General features: G+C 35.2%; 17 protein-coding genes and 3 pseudogenes. 4 read left to right on the forward strand and 16 right to left on the reverse strand.

What is annotated here, in order from left to right; genetic code table 11:
* Window positions 1–33 precede the first annotated feature (33 nt).
* The gene (locus JFU50_RS05235; protein ID WP_201221951.1) at window positions 34–1,440 is read left to right on the forward strand and encodes a M20 family metallopeptidase; all 1,407 of its coding nucleotides are present in this window, start codon (window positions 34–36) and stop codon (window positions 1,438–1,440) included.
* A gap of 599 nt (window positions 1,441–2,039) precedes the next feature.
* On the opposite strand, the gene dfr is transcribed toward JFU50_RS05235, so the two are convergent.
* The 8 genes and pseudogenes from dfr to JFU50_RS05275 form a co-directional block, all read right to left on the reverse strand.
* Complete coding sequence (gene dfr, locus JFU50_RS05240) at window positions 2,040–2,537, reverse strand: DfrD/DfrG/DfrK family trimethoprim-resistant dihydrofolate reductase (protein ID WP_201221952.1); 498 nt, start codon at window positions 2,535–2,537, stop codon at window positions 2,040–2,042.
* A gap of 181 nt (window positions 2,538–2,718) precedes the next feature.
* Window positions 2,719–2,877: a GNAT family N-acetyltransferase gene (locus JFU50_RS30650; RefSeq protein WP_242486171.1), complete on the reverse strand. Its 159-nt coding sequence runs from the start codon at window positions 2,875–2,877 to the stop codon at window positions 2,719–2,721.
* Between the two features lie 502 nt (window positions 2,878–3,379).
* The gene (locus tag JFU50_RS05250; RefSeq protein WP_201221953.1) at window positions 3,380–3,988 is read right to left on the reverse strand and encodes a DedA family protein; all 609 of its coding nucleotides are present in this window, start codon (window positions 3,986–3,988) and stop codon (window positions 3,380–3,382) included.
* Window positions 3,989–4,558: 570 nt separating this feature from the next.
* Complete coding sequence (locus tag JFU50_RS05255; protein WP_242489121.1) at window positions 4,559–4,774, reverse strand: DUF3953 domain-containing protein; 216 nt, start codon at window positions 4,772–4,774, stop codon at window positions 4,559–4,561.
* A gap of 338 nt (window positions 4,775–5,112) precedes the next feature.
* A complete protein-coding gene (locus tag JFU50_RS05260; RefSeq protein WP_201221957.1) occupies window positions 5,113–6,300 on the reverse strand; it encodes an amidohydrolase in 1,188 nt (395 codons plus the stop codon).
* A gap of 87 nt (window positions 6,301–6,387) precedes the next feature.
* Window positions 6,388–6,743: pseudogene (locus JFU50_RS05265) on the reverse strand (MFS transporter); the annotation flags it as partial.
* Between the two features lie 261 nt (window positions 6,744–7,004).
* The gene (locus JFU50_RS05270; protein ID WP_201221959.1) at window positions 7,005–7,547 is read right to left on the reverse strand and encodes an NADPH-dependent FMN reductase; all 543 of its coding nucleotides are present in this window, start codon (window positions 7,545–7,547) and stop codon (window positions 7,005–7,007) included.
* A gap of 81 nt (window positions 7,548–7,628) precedes the next feature.
* Window positions 7,629–8,939, reverse strand: coding sequence for a hypothetical protein (locus JFU50_RS05275; protein ID WP_201221961.1), 1,311 nt, complete (start codon window positions 8,937–8,939; stop codon window positions 7,629–7,631).
* Between the two features lie 196 nt (window positions 8,940–9,135).
* On the opposite strand from JFU50_RS05275, the gene JFU50_RS05280 reads away from it, so the two are divergent.
* Window positions 9,136–9,321, forward strand: a complete 186-nt coding sequence (locus JFU50_RS05280) for a hypothetical protein (protein WP_201221963.1) — start codon at window positions 9,136–9,138, stop codon at window positions 9,319–9,321.
* A gap of 457 nt (window positions 9,322–9,778) precedes the next feature.
* On the opposite strand, the pseudogene JFU50_RS05285 reads toward JFU50_RS05280, so the two are convergent.
* The 3 genes and pseudogenes from JFU50_RS05285 to JFU50_RS05295 form a co-directional block, all read right to left on the reverse strand.
* Window positions 9,779–9,943: pseudogene (locus JFU50_RS05285) on the reverse strand (GNAT family N-acetyltransferase); the annotation flags it as partial.
* A gap of 229 nt (window positions 9,944–10,172) precedes the next feature.
* A complete protein-coding gene (locus tag JFU50_RS05290) occupies window positions 10,173–10,784 on the reverse strand; it encodes an FMN-binding negative transcriptional regulator (protein WP_201221965.1) in 612 nt (203 codons plus the stop codon).
* Between the two features lie 170 nt (window positions 10,785–10,954).
* Entirely contained in the window at window positions 10,955–11,857 is a 903-nt protein-coding gene (locus JFU50_RS05295; protein ID WP_201221967.1) for a DMT family transporter, read from the reverse strand.
* A 161-nt stretch (window positions 11,858–12,018) separates the two neighbouring features.
* On the opposite strand from JFU50_RS05295, the gene JFU50_RS05300 reads away from it, so the two are divergent.
* Window positions 12,019–13,395: an aminotransferase-like domain-containing protein gene (locus JFU50_RS05300; RefSeq protein ID WP_201221969.1), complete on the forward strand. Its 1,377-nt coding sequence runs from the start codon at window positions 12,019–12,021 to the stop codon at window positions 13,393–13,395.
* A gap of 736 nt (window positions 13,396–14,131) precedes the next feature.
* On the opposite strand, the gene JFU50_RS05305 is transcribed toward JFU50_RS05300, so the two are convergent.
* From JFU50_RS05305 to JFU50_RS05320, 4 genes and pseudogenes are all read right to left on the reverse strand, one after another.
* On the reverse strand, window positions 14,132–15,073 hold the full coding sequence (locus JFU50_RS05305) for a hypothetical protein (RefSeq protein ID WP_201221971.1): 942 nt from the start codon (window positions 15,071–15,073) through the stop codon (window positions 14,132–14,134).
* Window positions 15,074–15,193: 120 nt separating this feature from the next.
* A complete protein-coding gene (locus JFU50_RS05310; RefSeq protein WP_201182465.1) occupies window positions 15,194–15,442 on the reverse strand; it encodes a hypothetical protein in 249 nt (82 codons plus the stop codon).
* A 470-nt stretch (window positions 15,443–15,912) separates the two neighbouring features.
* Window positions 15,913–16,092, reverse strand: a complete 180-nt coding sequence (locus JFU50_RS05315) for a hypothetical protein (protein ID WP_201221973.1) — start codon at window positions 16,090–16,092, stop codon at window positions 15,913–15,915.
* Window positions 16,093–16,284: 192 nt separating this feature from the next.
* A pseudogene (locus JFU50_RS05320) lies at window positions 16,285–16,530 on the reverse strand (hypothetical protein); the annotation flags it as partial.
* A 500-nt stretch (window positions 16,531–17,030) separates the two neighbouring features.
* Between JFU50_RS05320 and JFU50_RS05325 the strand changes: the two are divergent.
* The gene (locus tag JFU50_RS05325; RefSeq protein WP_201182469.1) at window positions 17,031–17,717 is read left to right on the forward strand and encodes an ArsR/SmtB family transcription factor; all 687 of its coding nucleotides are present in this window, start codon (window positions 17,031–17,033) and stop codon (window positions 17,715–17,717) included.
* 111 nt (window positions 17,718–17,828) lie between these two features.
* On the opposite strand, the gene JFU50_RS05330 is transcribed toward JFU50_RS05325, so the two are convergent.
* A complete protein-coding gene (locus JFU50_RS05330; RefSeq protein ID WP_201182471.1) occupies window positions 17,829–18,713 on the reverse strand; it encodes a DMT family transporter in 885 nt (294 codons plus the stop codon).
* Window positions 18,714–18,975 lie beyond the last annotated feature (262 nt).

Below are 18,975 nucleotides of genomic sequence, written 5' to 3' on the forward strand. Positions count from 1 at the left end.
AATTGATTATATATAGGAAGGAATGCGTGTAAAATGACACATGTAAATAGACTATCAGAAATCATTGAACAAAAAAAAGAAAAATTCATTGAAGTTAGTGACTGTATATGGAATTTTGCAGAAACACGTTTTGAAGAATATCAATCTGCTGAATTGCTTTGCAGCACGTTAGAAAACGAAGGCTTTTCTGTTGAAAAAGGTGTTGGAAACATAGAGACAGCATTTATTGGTAGCTTTGGAACTGGTAAACCTGTTGTGGCAATCATGGGAGAATTTGATGCGTTGTCAGGTATGAGTCAAAAAACAGCTACAGCTAAACAAGAGCCAATTGTACAAGGTGAAAATGGCCATGGATGTGGTCACAATTTACTTGGTACTGGATCGTTAGCTGCTGCTGTTGCAGTGAAGAATTATATGGAAGAGAATCATATAAATGGGACAGTTCGTTATTATGGATGTCCTGGAGAAGAAGGCGGATCAGGCAAAACCTTCATGGTCAGAGAAGGTTTATTCGATGACGTTGATTTTGCATTTTGTTGGCATCCACTAGATGTTAACGGAATTATGTCGATGGATTCACTTTCCAATTTCCAAGTGTATTATAAGTTTAAAGGAAAAAGCTCTCATGCAGCAGCATCACCACATTTGGGACGTAGTGCTTTAGATGCCGTAGAACTTATGAATGTTGGCGTGAACTATTTAAGAGAACATATTATCCAAGACGCCAGAGTTCATTATGCGATAACGAATTCTGGTGGATTATCGCCTAATGTTGTCCAACAAGATGCAGAAGTTCTTTATTTATTACGAGCTCCAGAAGTTTCACAAGTTCAAGATATTTACTTAAGAGTTTGTAATATTGCTAGGGGAGCAGCCCTTATGACAGGAACTGAAGTAGAAATCGTTTTCGATAAAGCCTGTTCTAATGTTATCCAAAACACAGTGTTAGATTCGGTTATGTATAAGAATTTTCAAGAATTAGGTATTCCACAACACGATGATAAAGAAAAACAGCTTGCAAAAGAGATCCGTGCTACCTTAACCGAACAAGAAAGGAATAGTACAATCAATCCGTTTAATGATAGTCAAGATGATGCTATGGCAAGTTGGTTGGAACCCATTGAGGGCTGTCAATCGCCATTAACAGGTTCCTCGGATGTGGGGGATGTTAGTTGGATGGTTCCTACTGCTCAATGCACAACAGCTTGTTTTGTTCTTGGATCCCCTCTGCATAGCTGGCAGTGGGTTACACTCGGATCAACATCTATTGCCCATAAAGGTATGCTTCATGCTGGCAAGGTTATTGCGGCAACTGCAGTAGAAGTACTCCAAAATCCAGAATTAATTGACAAGGCAAAAGCAGAGCTAAAAGAACGATTAAAAGGGAAAAGCTATGTCTCCCCTATTCCGCAAGATGTAAAGCCCTTAGTTAAAAGATAATGATTAGAAAGATTGTTGTAATCGTACGTATGGAAAATTCCCTGACTTTATTGAAATGATGACCAATGTTCATAGCATATATGGTGATGAATTTATGGGTTTTTTTTGAATACTCTTTCGATAATAAGGTAGAAAAAATCGCTCAAGAGGACGGAATGATCCAATAATGACTGGGTGACTCTAAGTGAAATAGCAGTATAAAAAGGGATCTTCGATTGGAAGATCCCTTTTTCATTGAGAACTTTTATCTTTGATTCCATTCTTTATTTAACAGCCTATAAACTATATGGTCAACATAATGTCATATAACCCTTCTACTTGCAATAATAAACAGCTGCTACAAAAACCTATATCATTCTATAGCACCCGATAGTTGAAAATAACTTATTTTTTTCCTTAAGTTAAAATAAATTATAGATTAAACGTATTATCATTCTTGGAATAAAAAATAAGATTCTCCAAGCTACTTCAAACAAGACTGAATCTCGAATTTCAACGAGTATACCTTTTAGAAATACTTTCTTTTTTCTTTTTTCTTTTTTCTTTTTTCTTTATTCACCCTATTATCTCCTAAACACAATAATGAAGAAACGCGCCTGTTAGTTTAGTATGTTTTTTCTTTCATAAACATGAAAATAGTAAATATATGGATTTTCATCATCAGTAATCCCTTTTTCTACAGATACTTCTTCCCATTCATTAAAATTAATTTCCGGAAAAAATGTATCCCCTTCGAATTCATGATGAATTTTTGTAATATACAGCCTTTCTACATAAGGTAAGAACATTTTATAAATTTGTTCCCCTCCAAAAATGAAAATCTCTTCTTCATTTTCACATAACTTAAAAACATTTTTGATTGAATGAGCAATTTCACAACCATCAAAATTAAAAGCCTTATCTCTTGTCAAAATAATATTCCTTCTGTCGGGTAAGACACTTCCAATTGACTCAAAGTTCTTTCTACCTAATATGATTGGATGTCCCTTTGTAGTTTTCTTTACATACTGCCAATCCTTTGGAATTCTCCACGGAATGTCATTCTCTTTACCAATTACTCTATTCTTGTCCATTGCAACAATTAAAAAAAATTTCATGTCTAATAACAGCCCTTTTTAAACTATATTACCATGTGATCTTGTATTTCTATTGAGATTTCTTCTTCATTTATCCTGCCACTTTAGTGGGAAAAAAGCCGCCGAAGCAGCAGGCAACCTTATACTATTGCACCCGTTAATCGATAACAAGAAAACGTATTAAAGAAACAACTCCATCTCACTATCCTTCGTCGTAAAGCACATTTTTTTGTATAGATGTTTTCCATTTAGAGGCGTGCAACCAAATCCGTTTAACACCACTATTTCTGCTTTCGTCTATACATTTTTTTAGCATTCGTTTTGCCAAACCTTTTCCACGATACTCAGGGATAGTGTACATATTAAGAATGTAGGCTTCAACCCCATGAAGATTTTCCAAATATGGTGGTCTTTGAAATTAAACCATTCCACTAATACTAATGGCTTCCCCATTCGATTCCGCAATATAGGATATAAATTCATTTTTTGAAAGTGCTTTATGTAAATACTCTCTTGTTGATGTCTCCATAAGATGTTCCTCCTGAAGAGATTTTAACTAACCTAGTTCTTTTAAAAGTGCTAACCGCAAACTAACTATCTTATCAATGTCTTCAATAGAAGCCTTGATGAAATCAAACTTATTAATACGACTCAACCAATATCACTTCCTTCCTTTTGAGGATTTGCTCAAAATATGTATATTCTTTTTAATATATTAAATTTCCTTCTTCAATTAAACTGCCCCGTTAGTTGCATAAAGAAAAAGGCGCCTTAAAGACAGCTCCGATCTAAACTAACGCACCTGTTAGTTTTATAAGCTCTAAATATAATTTTATTGAAGTCCTCCATCTTAACCGTCACTTTTATGAAATACCCCTTCTTAATCGATTTCTTCTCTTCCATAAAAAATAAATGAATATTGAAAGGACCAATAAACTCGTAATTAAATAAATACAGTATTTTGACATATATAGTTCAACATTGGTCCAATTTTCCCCTAATATTCTTCCTAGTGTGATAAAAGTAAAACTCCATATTAATGCACCAGTATAGGCGTAAACAACAAATATTCTAAAAGGGAAGCGATTGACAGCTGCTATATACGCTGTAAGGTGCCGTACCCCAGGAATAAAATAACCAAATAATAAAAGAAAGGGTCCGAATTTCTTGAATAATTTCTTTGTTCTATTAATTTTTTGTTCCGTAATGTGAATTTTTGGTCCAAACTTTTCTAATAAAGGCAACCCAAATTTATAACCAATGAAGTAGCTAAGCGAAATCCCCCCCGTTGCTCCTACAAAGGCACTTACTATTGAAATTAAGTAAGATAATTTACCCTGAAACACATTGTAACCAATATATGTAAGAATAACCTCGTCGGGTATAGGAAGTCCAACAATACCTCCGATTAAAGCAAATATAATTCCGAAGTACCCATAATGTTCTAGAAGGTAAGCAATATGATTTTCCACTTTTTCACTCCACCTTTTAGGTAATGTCTAACAATCATTTCTGATTATTTATTATCAGCAGTATTTAAATAATAATAAAAGAAAATTTACTCTTCATTGGAGATCTCCTTTTCATTTAACAATATTAAAGGTTATTATCCCCAATTTTTGATTTTCTTATTGCACTAAACTGCCCCTATAGTTGCATAAAAAAAAGTCGCCTTAAAGACAGCTCCGATAGTTTGGGATTCCGTTCAATTTAAGAATCTATCAAACAAATATGCTATAATTCACCAATATAGAAAGATTGGAGAGAGAAACAATGGACTGGGTAGACTTTATGGCACTTTCTGGTATACTATTTTATTTAATTCCAATAGCATTTATTGTTTGGTTTTTAATCAGCTTCCTCAAAACTCAAAAGGAAAGAAACATTTTACTTAGAGACATTTCATTAAGGTTAGACAAGTATAAAATAGACAGAAAGGAAGAGTAATATGATACTCTTTCTTTTTCATTTTTATTTCACAGTTTGTGTCTTATACGACACAAAAGACATCCTTACTTATGGAAGTAAAGCACCCGTTTAGTTCATGCCTGTATGGAAGCAAAGAAAATAAATAAAGAGATAGCAATATTCATATACCCCCAAAATCCTTTTCTGTCTTTTTGAAGTTCGGCTAATCCTGTCACCAACGTAAGTGCCCCAAGGAACAACATATAATACGGCATTAACTCATAGGTTTGAGTTATTAGACTATAACCTGATAGAACAATAACCACTATTGTTAAGATAATTCTAACCATTTTCAAGAATATATTTCCCCCTACAAATTAAGTTCTGTACAATTTCTTTTTCAATCATACCATTGGACACCTTTTCATTTGTGTGAAAAATGGAAATTCCTTCTTTTACTAACCTGCCCCTTAGTTCCATAAGAAAAAGAGCTGCTGATCAGCTCCTGATAATTGATGTTCCATTTGTAGTTTCATGTTACACAAACTCAATGATACTATGGATTTTTCGCTTTCTTCTTTATTAGCTTGTCTCGGTATTCGTTTTGCTTTTTATCAATAGAATTATCTAATACACCGAACCATGTGGTCATCTATACCACACCTTACAAACAATTCTAATCTTTTTCCTAATCTAACTCATAATAACCGCAAACTACATATCCTACTGCTTTTGCTGCCACGAGAAGGGCATCTTCATCGATATCAAATTTAGGATTATGATTAAAATAAGGTTTTTCTACTCCTTTAGGTGTACAAGCAATGTAAAAGAAGCAGGAAGGGAATTTTTCAGCATAGTAAGCAAAGTCTTCAGATGGTGGCATTGCTGGAAATTCCTTTACTTCTTTAATATCTTTATCATTTGCATTCTTGAGAAACTCAGCAACCTTTTCTGTTATTTCAGGATCATTATATAAAGGTGGATAATCATTCGTATATGTTAGATCACATGTTACACCAAATTCTTCTTCAAGTCCTTTTACAAGACGTTTAACTTCTTTTTCAATTGTTCCTTTTGTTTCAACAGTCATATAACGGATATCGCCTTCAAGCTCTACGCTGTCTTTAATTACATTGAATGTTCCTTTTCCATCAAAAGAACCAATCGTTATCACACCAATATCAAAAGGACTTAATCGACGGCTAATAATCGTTTGAGCGGCTGTAACAAAATGAGCACCAGCCACAATGGCATCATTCGCTAGATGTGGTGAGGAACCATGTCCACCTCTACCTTGAATTTTTAATTTCATATAAGCCCTGCCGTTAAAAGAATATCCAGCGTGATAACCAACAACTCCTGCTGGGCCCATTGGCAGCAGATGAATTCCAAATACATTATCTAAATCGTCAAGCATGCCGGATTCTACAATACTCTTTGCCCCGCCTGGCGGAACTTCTTCCGCATGTTGATGAATAATTTTTATTGTACCTGGAATTTCATCTTTTAATTGAATTAGGCAATCCGCTAAGACTAACAAGTAGGCTGTATGGCCATCATGACCACACGCGTGCATAACGCCTTCATTTTTTGATGTAAATGGTACATCCGTTTCTTCGACGATTGGGAGCGCATCAAAATCAGCGCGCAGACCAATGTTTTTTCCAGGCTTTCCACCTTTAATTGTCACGATAATTCCGTATCCATTACCTACATTAGATTGAACTTCTACGTCCTTTCCTTTATAAAAATCAATAATATATTGAGCTGTTTTTTCTTCTTTAAAAGAAAGCTCAGGATTTTGGTGTAGATGTCTGCGAATTTCAATAATTTCATCCTTACGAGATTCTAACATTTCTATTAATTCACTTCTCATAAACTCTTCCTCCTTTTATTATTTTCGAAAACGCCACTAAATGTGGCGTTTTACATTTCCAACTACTAATTATTCTACAACAGGGCTTCAAACTGGTAATTTTTCAGGAGCATTAGATGTTTTACCGGCATCTTTTGGCACCAAAAAGATAGTAGAGAATATTGAAAGTACACCGAATATAACGTTTACGATACTACCTACTGTAGCCGCTGGTTCAAGATTTCCATTTGCTGCAATTGCACCGTAAACAGCTGCAGAAATCGCGACGCCTATTGCACTGCCAAGTGAGCTTGCCATTTTATAAACTCCTGCTGCTTCACCGACTTTGTCAGCAGGAGCATTAGATACAGATATATCTGTTGATGGGGTCGCATAAAGTCCAAATCCAAATAGCGCAATCCAATGAAGACGACAATTGTATAAGTAAGGTCCGGTAAGGCCTCCACCCCTTGGATAGGCATGACGAAGGAATGAGAGGGCATATTTTATGACCCGTTGATATGGGAGGGAAAGCCTCCAAGGGCGGCGTGGAGAAAATGTGCATTACATGGTAGAATATTGAGTTTTATTATATCTCCTTTATTTCACTTTGCCTTCACAAAGCCAAAATGATCTGAACTCATATCATTAAACCGTTATTACGCTATCACAAAAAGAGGGATAGCTATAATCCTCCTCACATTTACTAATGTTTGGAATGATTTTTATCGTAAAGTTTTTAATGCACCGCTCCAGGCGATAACTTGGTCAAGCATAGCATTTACATTTTTAGGGTGGTGTTCAGCTGGTTTAAAAACACTTCCATTTTCAAAATCTGTAAATAATGACAATGTTGGATGTACACGAACATCTGCAACTAGTAATTCTCCTAAAATTCCACGTAAATGTTCAGCTGCACGAGCACCACCAGTTGAACCATAGCTTACAATACCAGCAGCTTTATTATTCCATTCGTCACGAGCTGAATCTAATGCATTCTTTAATGCACCTGTGATGCTATGATTATATTCTGCCACAATGAATACAAACCCATCTAAATTAGTAAGCTTTTCTGACCAAGCTTTTAATCCTGGTTCTTCACCATTAGTTGTAAATACAAAAGGTAAATTGAAGTCTGCAATATCTACGATTTCATAATTCGCATCGCCACGTTTGTCAGCAATTCCTTTTACCCATTCTCCTACTTGTGGACTTACACGTCCTTGGCGTGTACTTCCTAAGATAATTCCGATATTTAATTTTGTCATTGTTTTTTCCTCCTCAGTAGCTGATCTACCAAATAGTTTGTCTTAACTCCAATAAGGACTATTATTAAGATAAATTTTTCTTTATTTTGCTGATTGTTCATATATTTTTATACCGTTTAATGGGACGATACCATTTTCAATTAATACTGCCTTCGATCCAGATCCATTTGAGAATATTCCACCCTTGACCGTCATTGTATTTATTTCACCTTGTACGTGAAGACTTCGAACATTTTGCCCATTTGTAACGATTCTGCCGCCAATTTCGACCTTATCAATTTTACCGCCTTCTTTGACACTTAATCCGTCGGCAGATAGTTGCGTGATGACTCCCTTTACTAAGGATTCCCCTTCACCTCCAAATGTTTCAATATCTTCATGCACGACTAATGTTCCTAGAGGTCGACTGACTTGAATACCAACAGCAGCATTTGCATGAGTAACAATCCGTTTAAATTCTGCATATTTTAAGCTTCCATCATACAAATTAAACCCCCGAGCACCGATCCCGTACGTTTCGATATCACTGAGGATACGCAGCGTCCCGATTTCGCTAAAGTTTACAAAACCAATACCACTTGGCCCATGAGAAGTAATTCGCTTTTCTGCCATCCATTCGTTCACCATTCCCCAATTATCTAACACCATATCATTCACACCATACGTCGTCACAGAACCATGATTCACAACCTTTTTCACATGCGCACCATAAACGACAAAAACGCCACCTGAAATGACATCTGGCGTGCCTTGTTTAATTCCACCATTTGAGTGTATCTCACCTGTTTCTAACATATCCACTTCGAGTCGACCGCCTACATCGCCAGCCCCACTAACAAATATGCCACTTCCTTGTACAGGTTTTTCATTACTTCCTGCCCTCAGACCAGTAAGATGAGCTGTAATTGTCACGTTCGAATCGGTTTGTTGATTCCATAATGTGAAGGCTCCCTGCAAGACGTATACACCAAATCCTTTAGGTCGATCCTGTAGTTCCCTCGTATCCGCTTCGATTACTTCCACATTTTGTGCAATTACCTGCCCCGAACGTACAGAACCAGTAGCTAATAGTTGAATTTGTCCGATTGTTTTTACATTCTTTAAGCTTAATGTTCCGAGTGAATCTACATCTGGTCTGTTTAAAATTGCTCGACAGCTAGGTTCAACTATAAATGTTAATCCTTCAATCTTATTGTCCCGACTTACCTCAATACCATCAATACCTCTCTTAAATTTGATCATTGAATCACCTTCACCCAGTAATTGTTGCCCTGGTGACAAGTTTAACGAAGGACTTTCAATTATTTTTCCTTTCACACGAATTACTTCAATCGCTTGATTGCCAACTGCGTTTACAAGTTCATCTACTGTTGAAATTGTAACCACTTTCATTTATTTCATCCTTTCAGGGGAATTTTATTTTCACCTTACAAAACTTCATAAAAGAATCCTCTCTGAATTATCCCCATATATATAGAAAAAATTACTTTAATTAATCTTGAAACCATTTCAAAAACAATTCGCTTTTTGTGTTTTTTATCGATTATGCATTGTTTTATTCGATTAAATGGCTCGATTCCGGAATAACATGATGAACATTTTTTCAATGGCTTTATTATTTCTTTTTACAACGTATTTGGGTTGGTTTAATTTCTTGGATACACTTGCTTTTGATACAGATGAACGTAGTATTCACACGTTTGCGGTGGAAAGTTGCTTACACCCAATAACCGAAACAAAAGCAACGATTCCATTAAGAAAAATGATAGCATAACAATGCTTTCGCAAATATTTGTAGAGTAATAGCTATAATGAAATAAATAAGCTGTCTTAGCTAAGAAAAGAGAAGGTGTTTTTGAAAGTTGACTATTTTTAAGATTGTATATTTAGCATTTAATTTAATCTTTTTATCAGGAGGAATTGTTTTATGGATTTTTTATAAGCGTTATAAAGATAAAGAAGTTTATGTTCTTACATTGCAACGTATCATTACAATTATTATAATTTTTATTATTTTGGATATGTTGTTAGGGCTAATTAATGTGTTTTTGGATTTTTCGGGGGCCAATTATTAATTATTCGTCGCCCATAAAAAGAAGCGTATTCCATTTATATTTCGAATTCGCTTTTTAATTTGAATGAAATCAACAATCAAGTTAAACATAGCTTTCAAATAAAAAGGGTGACCAACAACCTACTTAATACAAGCACCTATTAGTTTAAGACTATTTCTAAACTCTAATTTCTTTAATACTTTTCCCAGCTAAAAATGAATGTCCATTTTTCAATTTATCAACTGTTTGAAATCCATACTTTTGATATACTTTTTCTACTGATTCATTTATTGGAAAAACCCAAAGCTTCTTTATTCCTCTATTCATTACTTCTTTTTGTATTGAAAAAGAATTCACAGCAGCTTAGGATATAAAAGTCCCAAGCCAAGAAATAAAGCTTAAGATTTAACTTTTTTGTGTCCAAAATATTGACTCAAATCCAAGACTTCTCCGTCATAAACTTTTATTACCTCATATATTCCGTCACCGAATTGATCTAAAAGAAGTTCAAAAAAAAAGAGCGTTAATCCTTATTGGATCAACACTCCTGTTAGTGCAGTAACATTCAACGTTATTTTTTTAGGTTTCCTTTCATTAATAATGAAATCAGTTGCTCATCTGTATTTGAAATTTGTTCCAGTTGATTAACAATTGACTCTTGTCTCTGCAATGGATGGTTTTGACTTAACTTTGCTTTCCCTTCTATTTTGTTAATTTTTATTTTGAATCCTTGAACTCCCTTGTTCATACCAGCGAGAAACTCAGCATCAACATCTTGCAAACTGTATGAACTGTCAGGAGCTTCGTACTTCGATACCATATCATGTAGGGAGCTCATTAACTCATGTTCATCCTCTTGCAGTTCGACTTCTCCGTAAACATGAACGGTCACATAATTCCATGTTGGTACTGCTTTATTCGTCTCATACCAAGATGGGGAGATATAACAATGCGGACCATGAAAAATAGCTAAGACGGTTTGATTTTTGATGTCTTTCCACTGAGGATTAGGACGAGCAAAATGTCCATATAAGTATGAATTATCCTTGTTCAAAATTAACGGTAAATGAGTCGCAAAAGGCATTCCATTATGTTGAGAAAAAAGAGTCGCAAAACTATGTTCCTTTATAATGTCGAAGGCAAGCGTTTCGTCTTTAATTTTAAAATGTGTAGGAATATACATGTTTTTTCTCCTCTCAGAATCTTTTCTTATCATTAATTTTATAATTTCTCTATAGGATAACGGTTTGTTAACCACAATCCTCTATATTCATGACAACTTCTTCATCTAATACAATTCGGTCGTTCTATAAGCTATATGCCATACGTTACCTATCTCAATTGAACATGCAGTTAGTTTTTCTCTGATACAGCTCCGTTTTTTGATACGTGAGCATTTTTGCCTAAAATAACAGAAAAGACAACAATCACTGCTATTACAAGAGTGAAAAATGTGATGGATTCATCTAGAAATACTGTTGCAAATAGAATCATCAAAAATGGTTGTAAGTATTGAATCTGACTAACTCTTGCTATTCCGCCCATAGCCATTCCGCTATACCAAGCAACATATGCTAGAAATTGACTAACCACTGCGAGATAAATAAAACTAACCCAAGCTTGTAAAGGGGCATGTAGCATTTCAGTTGTAAGGTTTAGCCCAACTGGAATAATAAAAAATGGAGCACCGATCATAATTGCCCAAGCAATTACTTGCCAGCTACCTAATTCTTTCGCTAATTTCCCCCCTTCTGCGTAACTAAGTCCCAGTATAATCACTGCTGCTAGTAAAGCTAAATCGGCAAATTGCAATTGACCGAATCCAAGATGAAGTGCATACATAATGACAGCTAAAGAGCCGATTATACTTGAAATCCAGAATTTGAGAGAAGGGATTTCACCTGCTCTAAACATAGCAAATCCGGCTGTTGCTAACGGTAACAGGGCTAATTCCACAGCTCCATGAGAAACAGGTAAGGATTCCATTGCCCAAGAAGTGAGGAGAGGAAATCCTAAAACTGCACCAACAGCAACAATAAGTAGACTTTTGAATTGGCCTGGAGAAGGTAGTTTTTCTTTTCGAACGATCAATACCACAACTACTAAAATAGCAGCAACGACTGTTCTTCCTAAACCGACTATCGTAGTCCCAAAATACTCTACTGCAATACTTGTAGCAGGGAGTGTTAAGCTAAAACAAATGACACCTACTAATCCTAACAATAATCCAAGTTTCTCTCTGGTTTCTCTCTGCATCTTATCCTACCCCCATTTTTATAGTTTGTATCACCTCTGTACCATTTTCTACTTTTCTTAAAAATAGTTCTGATATAATTAAAATAATAATAGGTACACACAATGAAAATAAACCATTTTTTTACCTATCTGTCCTGGTACAGTTAAAGGAGGATCAATATATGAACTCAAAATATATTAAGATAATGGAAGAAATTAAGCTTCGACTAGCAGATGGATCGCTCATTGCAGGTAGTAAACTCCCTTCTGTTCGTCAGTTATCTGAGTACTTTTCATGTAGCAAAAATACAGTTATTAAAGCGTACATCGAACTAGAAAAAGAGCATTTAATTTATTCTGTTCCTAAAAGTGGCTACTATGTTGTGAATGAATTTCAAGATGCGACGAATGAAAATGAGGTGATTGATTTCTTATCTGCTGGTCCAGATAAAAACATTATGCCTTATGTTGAGTTTCAACATTGTATGAATCAAGCAATTGAACTATATAAAGAAGAGCTTTTTACATACTCTGATCAACAAGGGATTTACTCATTACGAGTACAGTTAGTGAAGTATATGCAGAATTTACAGGTGTTCACTCAACCTGAAAGAGTAGTCGTTGTATCTGGCTCGCAGCAAGCCCTTAATTTATTAGTTTCTATGCCATTTCCAAATGGAAAAAACAATATTCTAATTGAACAGCCTACTTATTTCGGATTCATTGAGTCCATCAATCTGCATCAAGCTACTACTTTTGGAATTGAATTATCAATGGAAGGGATTGATCTTGATCGTCTGGAATACATTTTTCGAAATAATGATATAAAATTTTTCTATATTATCCCGAGATTTCACAATCCACTTGGACATTGTTACACGAATAGCGTAAAGAAAAAAATCGTTGAGTTAGCTGAAAAATACGATGTATATATAGTGGAGGATGATATTTTAGGAGACCTTGATCCAAATCCAAAATCAGATCCTTTATTTTCTTTTGATCCTTCTGGGAGAGTGATTTATATTAAAAGCTTTTCGAAAATTTTTCTCCCAGGGTTAAGGATTGGTACTGTCGTTCTTCCTACATTAATGATTAACAATTTTTTACGTTATAAATTTAGTTCAGATTTTAATAGTTCAGCACTTTCTCAAGGTGCGCTAGAAATCTATTTAAAAAGTGGTATGTTTAATAGCCATCTCAAAAAAGTAAAAGAGGTATACCGTACTAAAATGCAAATTCTTCAAGAAGCATGTGAATTATTACTACCGGCTAATACTCATTTTTCTAAACCGACTTCAGGATTCTATCTATCCATCAGTTTGCCCGAGAATGTGACAGCAAAACAGGTAGTTCATATGCTAAACGAGCAACATATTTATGTTGATGATGCCTCTAGAATGTTTTTACCCGAATATAAAAAGGAAAATCTCGTTCGATTAAGCATCTCTCAAGTGAACGAGAGTCAAATTAAACTAGGGATAGAGCGATTGGCTCACTGTATTGCTTTAATTGACAGTAGAAAAAATCATATTACTCCAAATAACTTTTTACTCATTTAGTATGGGGAAGTTTATATAGAGGTAGCATCACAAGATTATGCGGATTTCCAACCCTAAGAAAATATATCAAAACGGTTGTTTATGTGACTTAGAATTTGAGCAATCGTTTGAGACATATTTAATCTCCAACTCTACAAACTTGTAGATAAAGTAAAACCCTCTCAAAACGATGATTTTTGGAGGGTTCTTTAATTAACTTGCCTCCGAAGTATTGAAAACTGCTGCGTTAGTACTTTCTTGAACTCCCTTAGTTTAATACGATTTTCTCACAAATACTCGGTTAAATGGAGTGATTTCAGGACATGAGGATTTCGTGAAGTTTCAACTCCTCCTCCCCAGCCATGCTACCATATTAAACCATATATAAAGAATTCCTTATTCAACTAACGCACCCGTAAGTTGCATAACTAAACCTTGGATACTTCCCATAAACCAATAGAAACAAAAGGACCATAAGAAGGCACACTATAATATATATCGCCTTTCTTACCTTAAATGGTAGTAAAGTTACAAAAGATAAACAAAATTACCGAAGATTCCTGCTCCACTTACTACTTCACTCTGATCTTTATCTTGCTATCTAATGGACAATATTAATCCTGTTGGCGGTAACCCTTCTAGAAAAAGAACCCCACTCTTGAACATAGGGATACTTAGCGTATGTTTTCCACGTTTTGTTGGTAGGACCCCACAAAGAGAGGTTCTAAATAAATAGAACCTCTCTCGAATAATATTTTCACTTCAATTCTTCTGCAAGTTTAAGAGCTTCTTCATTCGTTTGATTTGTAACTAACGCCATGTAAATGCCGTCCTTTTCAAACTTTACAACATTCATTTTTTCATCTGCAGCATTTTTAAAATTGCCTATTTCGTATGCAACATCATCTACCACAACTTTAGAAAAGTCCTCGTCATCTACATTATTAACACTGATAGGAGTATCATTTTGTTGGGTTAGAATGATAGTATCTTTTTTTGCATTATCGAAGTGACTGACAACGACATCCTTGCCTAATGGTTCAACTTGTCCGTCAAAATCGTCTCCTATAGCCTCAGATAAGCTCTCTGTCTTTTCTGTAAATTCAGTCGGGATATCTTCGTCAGAATAAGTTTCAAAACTTGCTGCCTCATCCAAATAAGCAAGAGATGATGCGCTGCCGCCAACGTCTAAAACAACGTTTGCTTCGTTATTACAATTGATTGATGGAGTTGCCCAGCCTGATTTTGTTGTTATATCGTAGTGAGCATTTTTGTTTTTTGGACCTAAAGCCATCGTACGATTCCACGTATATTTGAATGTGCCGCTTTTTAGTTCAACACCAGAGTATTTATGATCTAGCTTGTTATTTCCTGTCCCCTCGTAGTTTCCTGTCAACGCAACACCGCCAGTCATTCTGCCCTTAAGATTGGACAGTGTAAAAGAGGAAGTATTCCACCTGAAGTTCTTCGTATCCCATTTTCCGAAATTAACAATGTGTTCGAGGTCGTATGTCACCTTGCCACATGCTGTGAAATAAAGACCAGACCTAATTTTTTGTAATTTAGAGAAAGTACCTGATGAACCGCTTTTACCAAGCTTATAAACATAATTATTTTTCTGTCCTCCCGCATACGCTTCCGTACTTAGTAGCGAAGAAAACAACATCACTGCTAAACACGAGAATAGTAGCCTTTTCAAGGCTTTCATTCCTTACATCCCCAATCAATTGTTTTTGTTATTATCAATTTCGATAATCACAAAACAACATTAACACAAAACGACAAATAAATGTTAAATTATTGTAAAAAATTAAAATATTTACATTTTATTATCTTTATCCACTCGTTTTTCTACAGCGCCCCAAGAAAAATAAATCAACAGAGTTGTTGCCAAAATTATGAACCCAGCTTGTGATAGATACATGAAGTCCCATTCTTTAATTTCTTTCTCTTTCTGACCATTATAATTTTGTATTACATAGTTTGATGTTTCATAGTCCATAAAAACGTAACAAATAATTCCCCCTATTATTACTCCACCTAATAATGATAATAAGAACTTTTTCAAAGTTGTGTCCTCCTGCCCTTTAAGATGTAAACCGTCCTATAAGTGCTCTCTATCAATTCTTTTATGAATTCCAATTCTGCTTGTTTAATTGACTCACCCATTCGTTTTCTTAGCTCTTCTTCGAAATCTTGAAATTCTTTCATTTCTGTGAACAAAAATATATAGTCCTTGTGCTCTTCTATCATTATTTCAAATTCTTTTTCCCATTGTTCATCTAAGGATTTCTGAAGCTTCCCAGATTTGTCACTTGTTCAATTTTCGGATCGCTGTTCATTTGCGCGTACTTAATGTGCGTAATTTTATCTTTCTTTTCCAGTTCCTTAACTCACCCCCAAAGTATGCTTGAACTCTGTACTTTTCCGCATTATATAGAGTTCTATCAAAAGGGTTTGAATACCTTCAAGCCTATATAAATACTCAATAACAGCACCAGCCTCTACATTTAGACAAGTCCGCTATGCTCGGACTTGTTACGATTTCTGTAGCATTCCATTGATGTAAACGTTAAGTGATTTATCGCCTACGATGAATGTTCCGAATGTGACGTCGTATCGGCTGCTGCTGATTAACGGATCTCCTGCTAAGACTTGTTTATCTTCAGCAAAGTGGCCGTAAAATGAGCCCTCTATGATACAAGTCTTATGAGACATTACGAAGTCTTAATTTAATGCTGATTTGATTATGTACCAATTAGCTTACTCTATTGAGATTATAAAGTTTTCTAAGAAGAGGTAGCTGCGGTATCGTTAGTTGACTCATTTGTTGCTACAAGATTCTCACTCGAATTTATGATTCGTAAGATAATTATTAATAAAATGAAAAAATATCTTGCCATTCTATCGTTAGTTACAGTCCTGATCAGGGCTGCAAAAATCAAAGTTTCTGTAGATTGCCACTAAACCCAAGATAAGCATTTGCATTTGCTTTTTCTTGCTCAAATGGCTTTCCATTTTCCTATTGTCGAGAAATTGAAACCACACTAAATAAAGTTGTAAATACTTCGTAGAAACACCATTAAAACGACTTATCCATTTCTTTAAACGGTAATGGTAATTATTAATATTATTGAGGTGGTAGATGCCTTTCTTTACATAATATTTCTTACTGCCGTTTATGATGACGTGCCCCACTTCGTTATTAGATTTAACATAGCCAATAAGAAAAAGAGCTGCTTCCATTTAGCAACCAGGGACTGTACATTTATTTTCAGTTGAACTAGACAACTCATTTACCCCCTATAAAAGAATAGCTCTTACTACTTTACAAATCTGCACGTTGTATTTTTCTGTACTACATTTCTTTTCCTTTTTGTTGTGCTACTGGATTCCAAATAAGGGACTGTAAAATAACCATACCCTTCGTGATCTCTTGCGCTCTCAACACTGATAAATCCAGGTTACCTTCCAAATTCTATCACCTTATCTGCCATGCTTGCAGATCCTTTTGAAACGTGGTCTGTTCTTTGAGAAGTAAATATTTCTATATTATAGGTGTTCATCATGTTCCCCCTTGGAATTGTTATTATTCATTGAAAACGATAGACACTACAACTATAATCGAAATGTGGAATGCAGAAAGGATGGTAAAAGTGAATATAAATCCAAATGTGGCTGAAGTTGCCTTTCTCCTTGGAGAAACGTCGCGGGCAACAATTCTAACGAGTTTAATGGACGGACGTTTTCATACAGCCAGTGAATTAGCTTTTATGGCTGCGATAACACCTCAAACAGCCAGCTTTCACCTTTCTAAATTGATAGAAGGTAACCTTGTTAACGTTGAAAAACACGGACGTCATCGCTATTTCCAACTAGCAAATGGAGAAGTTGCGCGCATTTTAGAATCGTTCCTTGCGATTTCCCCACCTCCTGAAGTGCGTTCTTTAAAACAATCTAGTCAGGTAAAATTGCTTCGGGAAGCAAGAACTTGCTATGACCATTTAGCAGGAAAATTAGGAGTCGATTTAACCGAATCGATGTTGAATGCTGGTTATTTGGATAAAGAAGAAAGAGAATTTGTAGTTACACCTAAAGGAGAACAGTTTTTTACTGATTTCGGCCTTGATTTATGTATCTTAAAAAGAAAACGCCGCTCATTTTCTCACGCGTGTCTAGACTGGAGTGAGCGTCATCATCATCTTGCTGGCTCTTTAGGGCATGGACTTATGACACACTTTTTTGAATTAGGTTGGATAATACAAGTTCCATCAATTCGCGCTGTTAAAGTCACAGATAAAGGAAAAGTAGGGTTTAAACAAGCTTTTAATATAAATGTGTAATTTAACGCTGAGAAAAACCCCTCCTTAGTTCACAGATAAGGGTAACTTATTTTTTTCTGAACACTATGAGGGGTTACATTTGCGATTGAAAGCTTAGAGCAAACGATTTATTTATAAAGCTCTTTTAACTTGGTTATTTTTCTGCTGGAAATTTCTATTTACAAGATAGACACCAATTATAATAAACAAGCCACCAACTATGATTGAAGGGTATAACGTCTCCCCTAATAGTAACCAGCCAGATAATACACCAAAGAAAGGTGCCAAAAATAAAAAGGCACTCGTTTTTCCTGGATCACCCTTTTGTAAAAGATAATACCAGACGGCAAATTGAACAATAGAAGACATAATACTTAACCATAATAAAATGAACAATGAATTACCGTTCAAAATGAAGACTGGTTTTTCAAGAATAAAGCTGCTAAGTAAAAGTAGTAATCCACCAAAAAACATCTGATAAGCAGATAGAACCCACGTATCGAAAAACAATCCCCACTTTTTAACTAATAATGTTGAAATTGCCCAAAAAACAGCAGAAAGAATGCCAAAAAGAATACCAATCTTAAATTCAATTTGCGTTCCCATTGTAATGCTTACTCCTACTAATCCTAAAAGAACACCAATCCATTGATAAAGTTTATAGCGCGTTTGTAAAAATACGGTACCAAATAGAACAACAAGTAAAGGGTTAGTGAATGTTAGAATTGAGGATTCACTAGCTGTAATGGTTCGTAAACTTAAGAAAATACACCCCATAACACCAGCTGTTTGGAAAGTACCAATAATAAGCATCTTTATCCAGTTTCTTTTAGATTCTGGGTGCGGTCTTTTTAAAGCGATAACGATTACTACCATTAAGAGTCCGGCAAGTGTGAAGCGTAATGCTGCTAATAACAACGGGGATGAATAAGACAAACCTATTTTACCTACAGCAAAAGAAGAACCCATTAAAAATGTTGTTAAGAGTATTAACAGTGTAAATTTGAAAGTATTCATTTTTTATCTCCCTACATATTATAATGACCAACCTGTGCCTATTATAACTTCTGAATATTTCAGCTGTGATCGAAATATGGAATGCAATGGAGATAAAATAAAACTGGTTAAATCTAAGTTGTTCGAATTGGCTTCCCTGCTTATGGAACCTTTACATGCTCAATACTAACTAATTTAATGAATGGGCTTTTCCTTACAGCTAGTGAATTTTGTTAAGCACAAAACGACAAAGGCGCTTCATAATCTTTTTGTTTCTATCCAG

The sequence above is a fragment of the Peribacillus sp. TH14 genome (assembly GCF_016651145.1).
In the GTDB taxonomy this organism is placed as follows: Bacteria; Bacillota; Bacilli; order Bacillales; family DSM-1321; genus Peribacillus; species Peribacillus butanolivorans.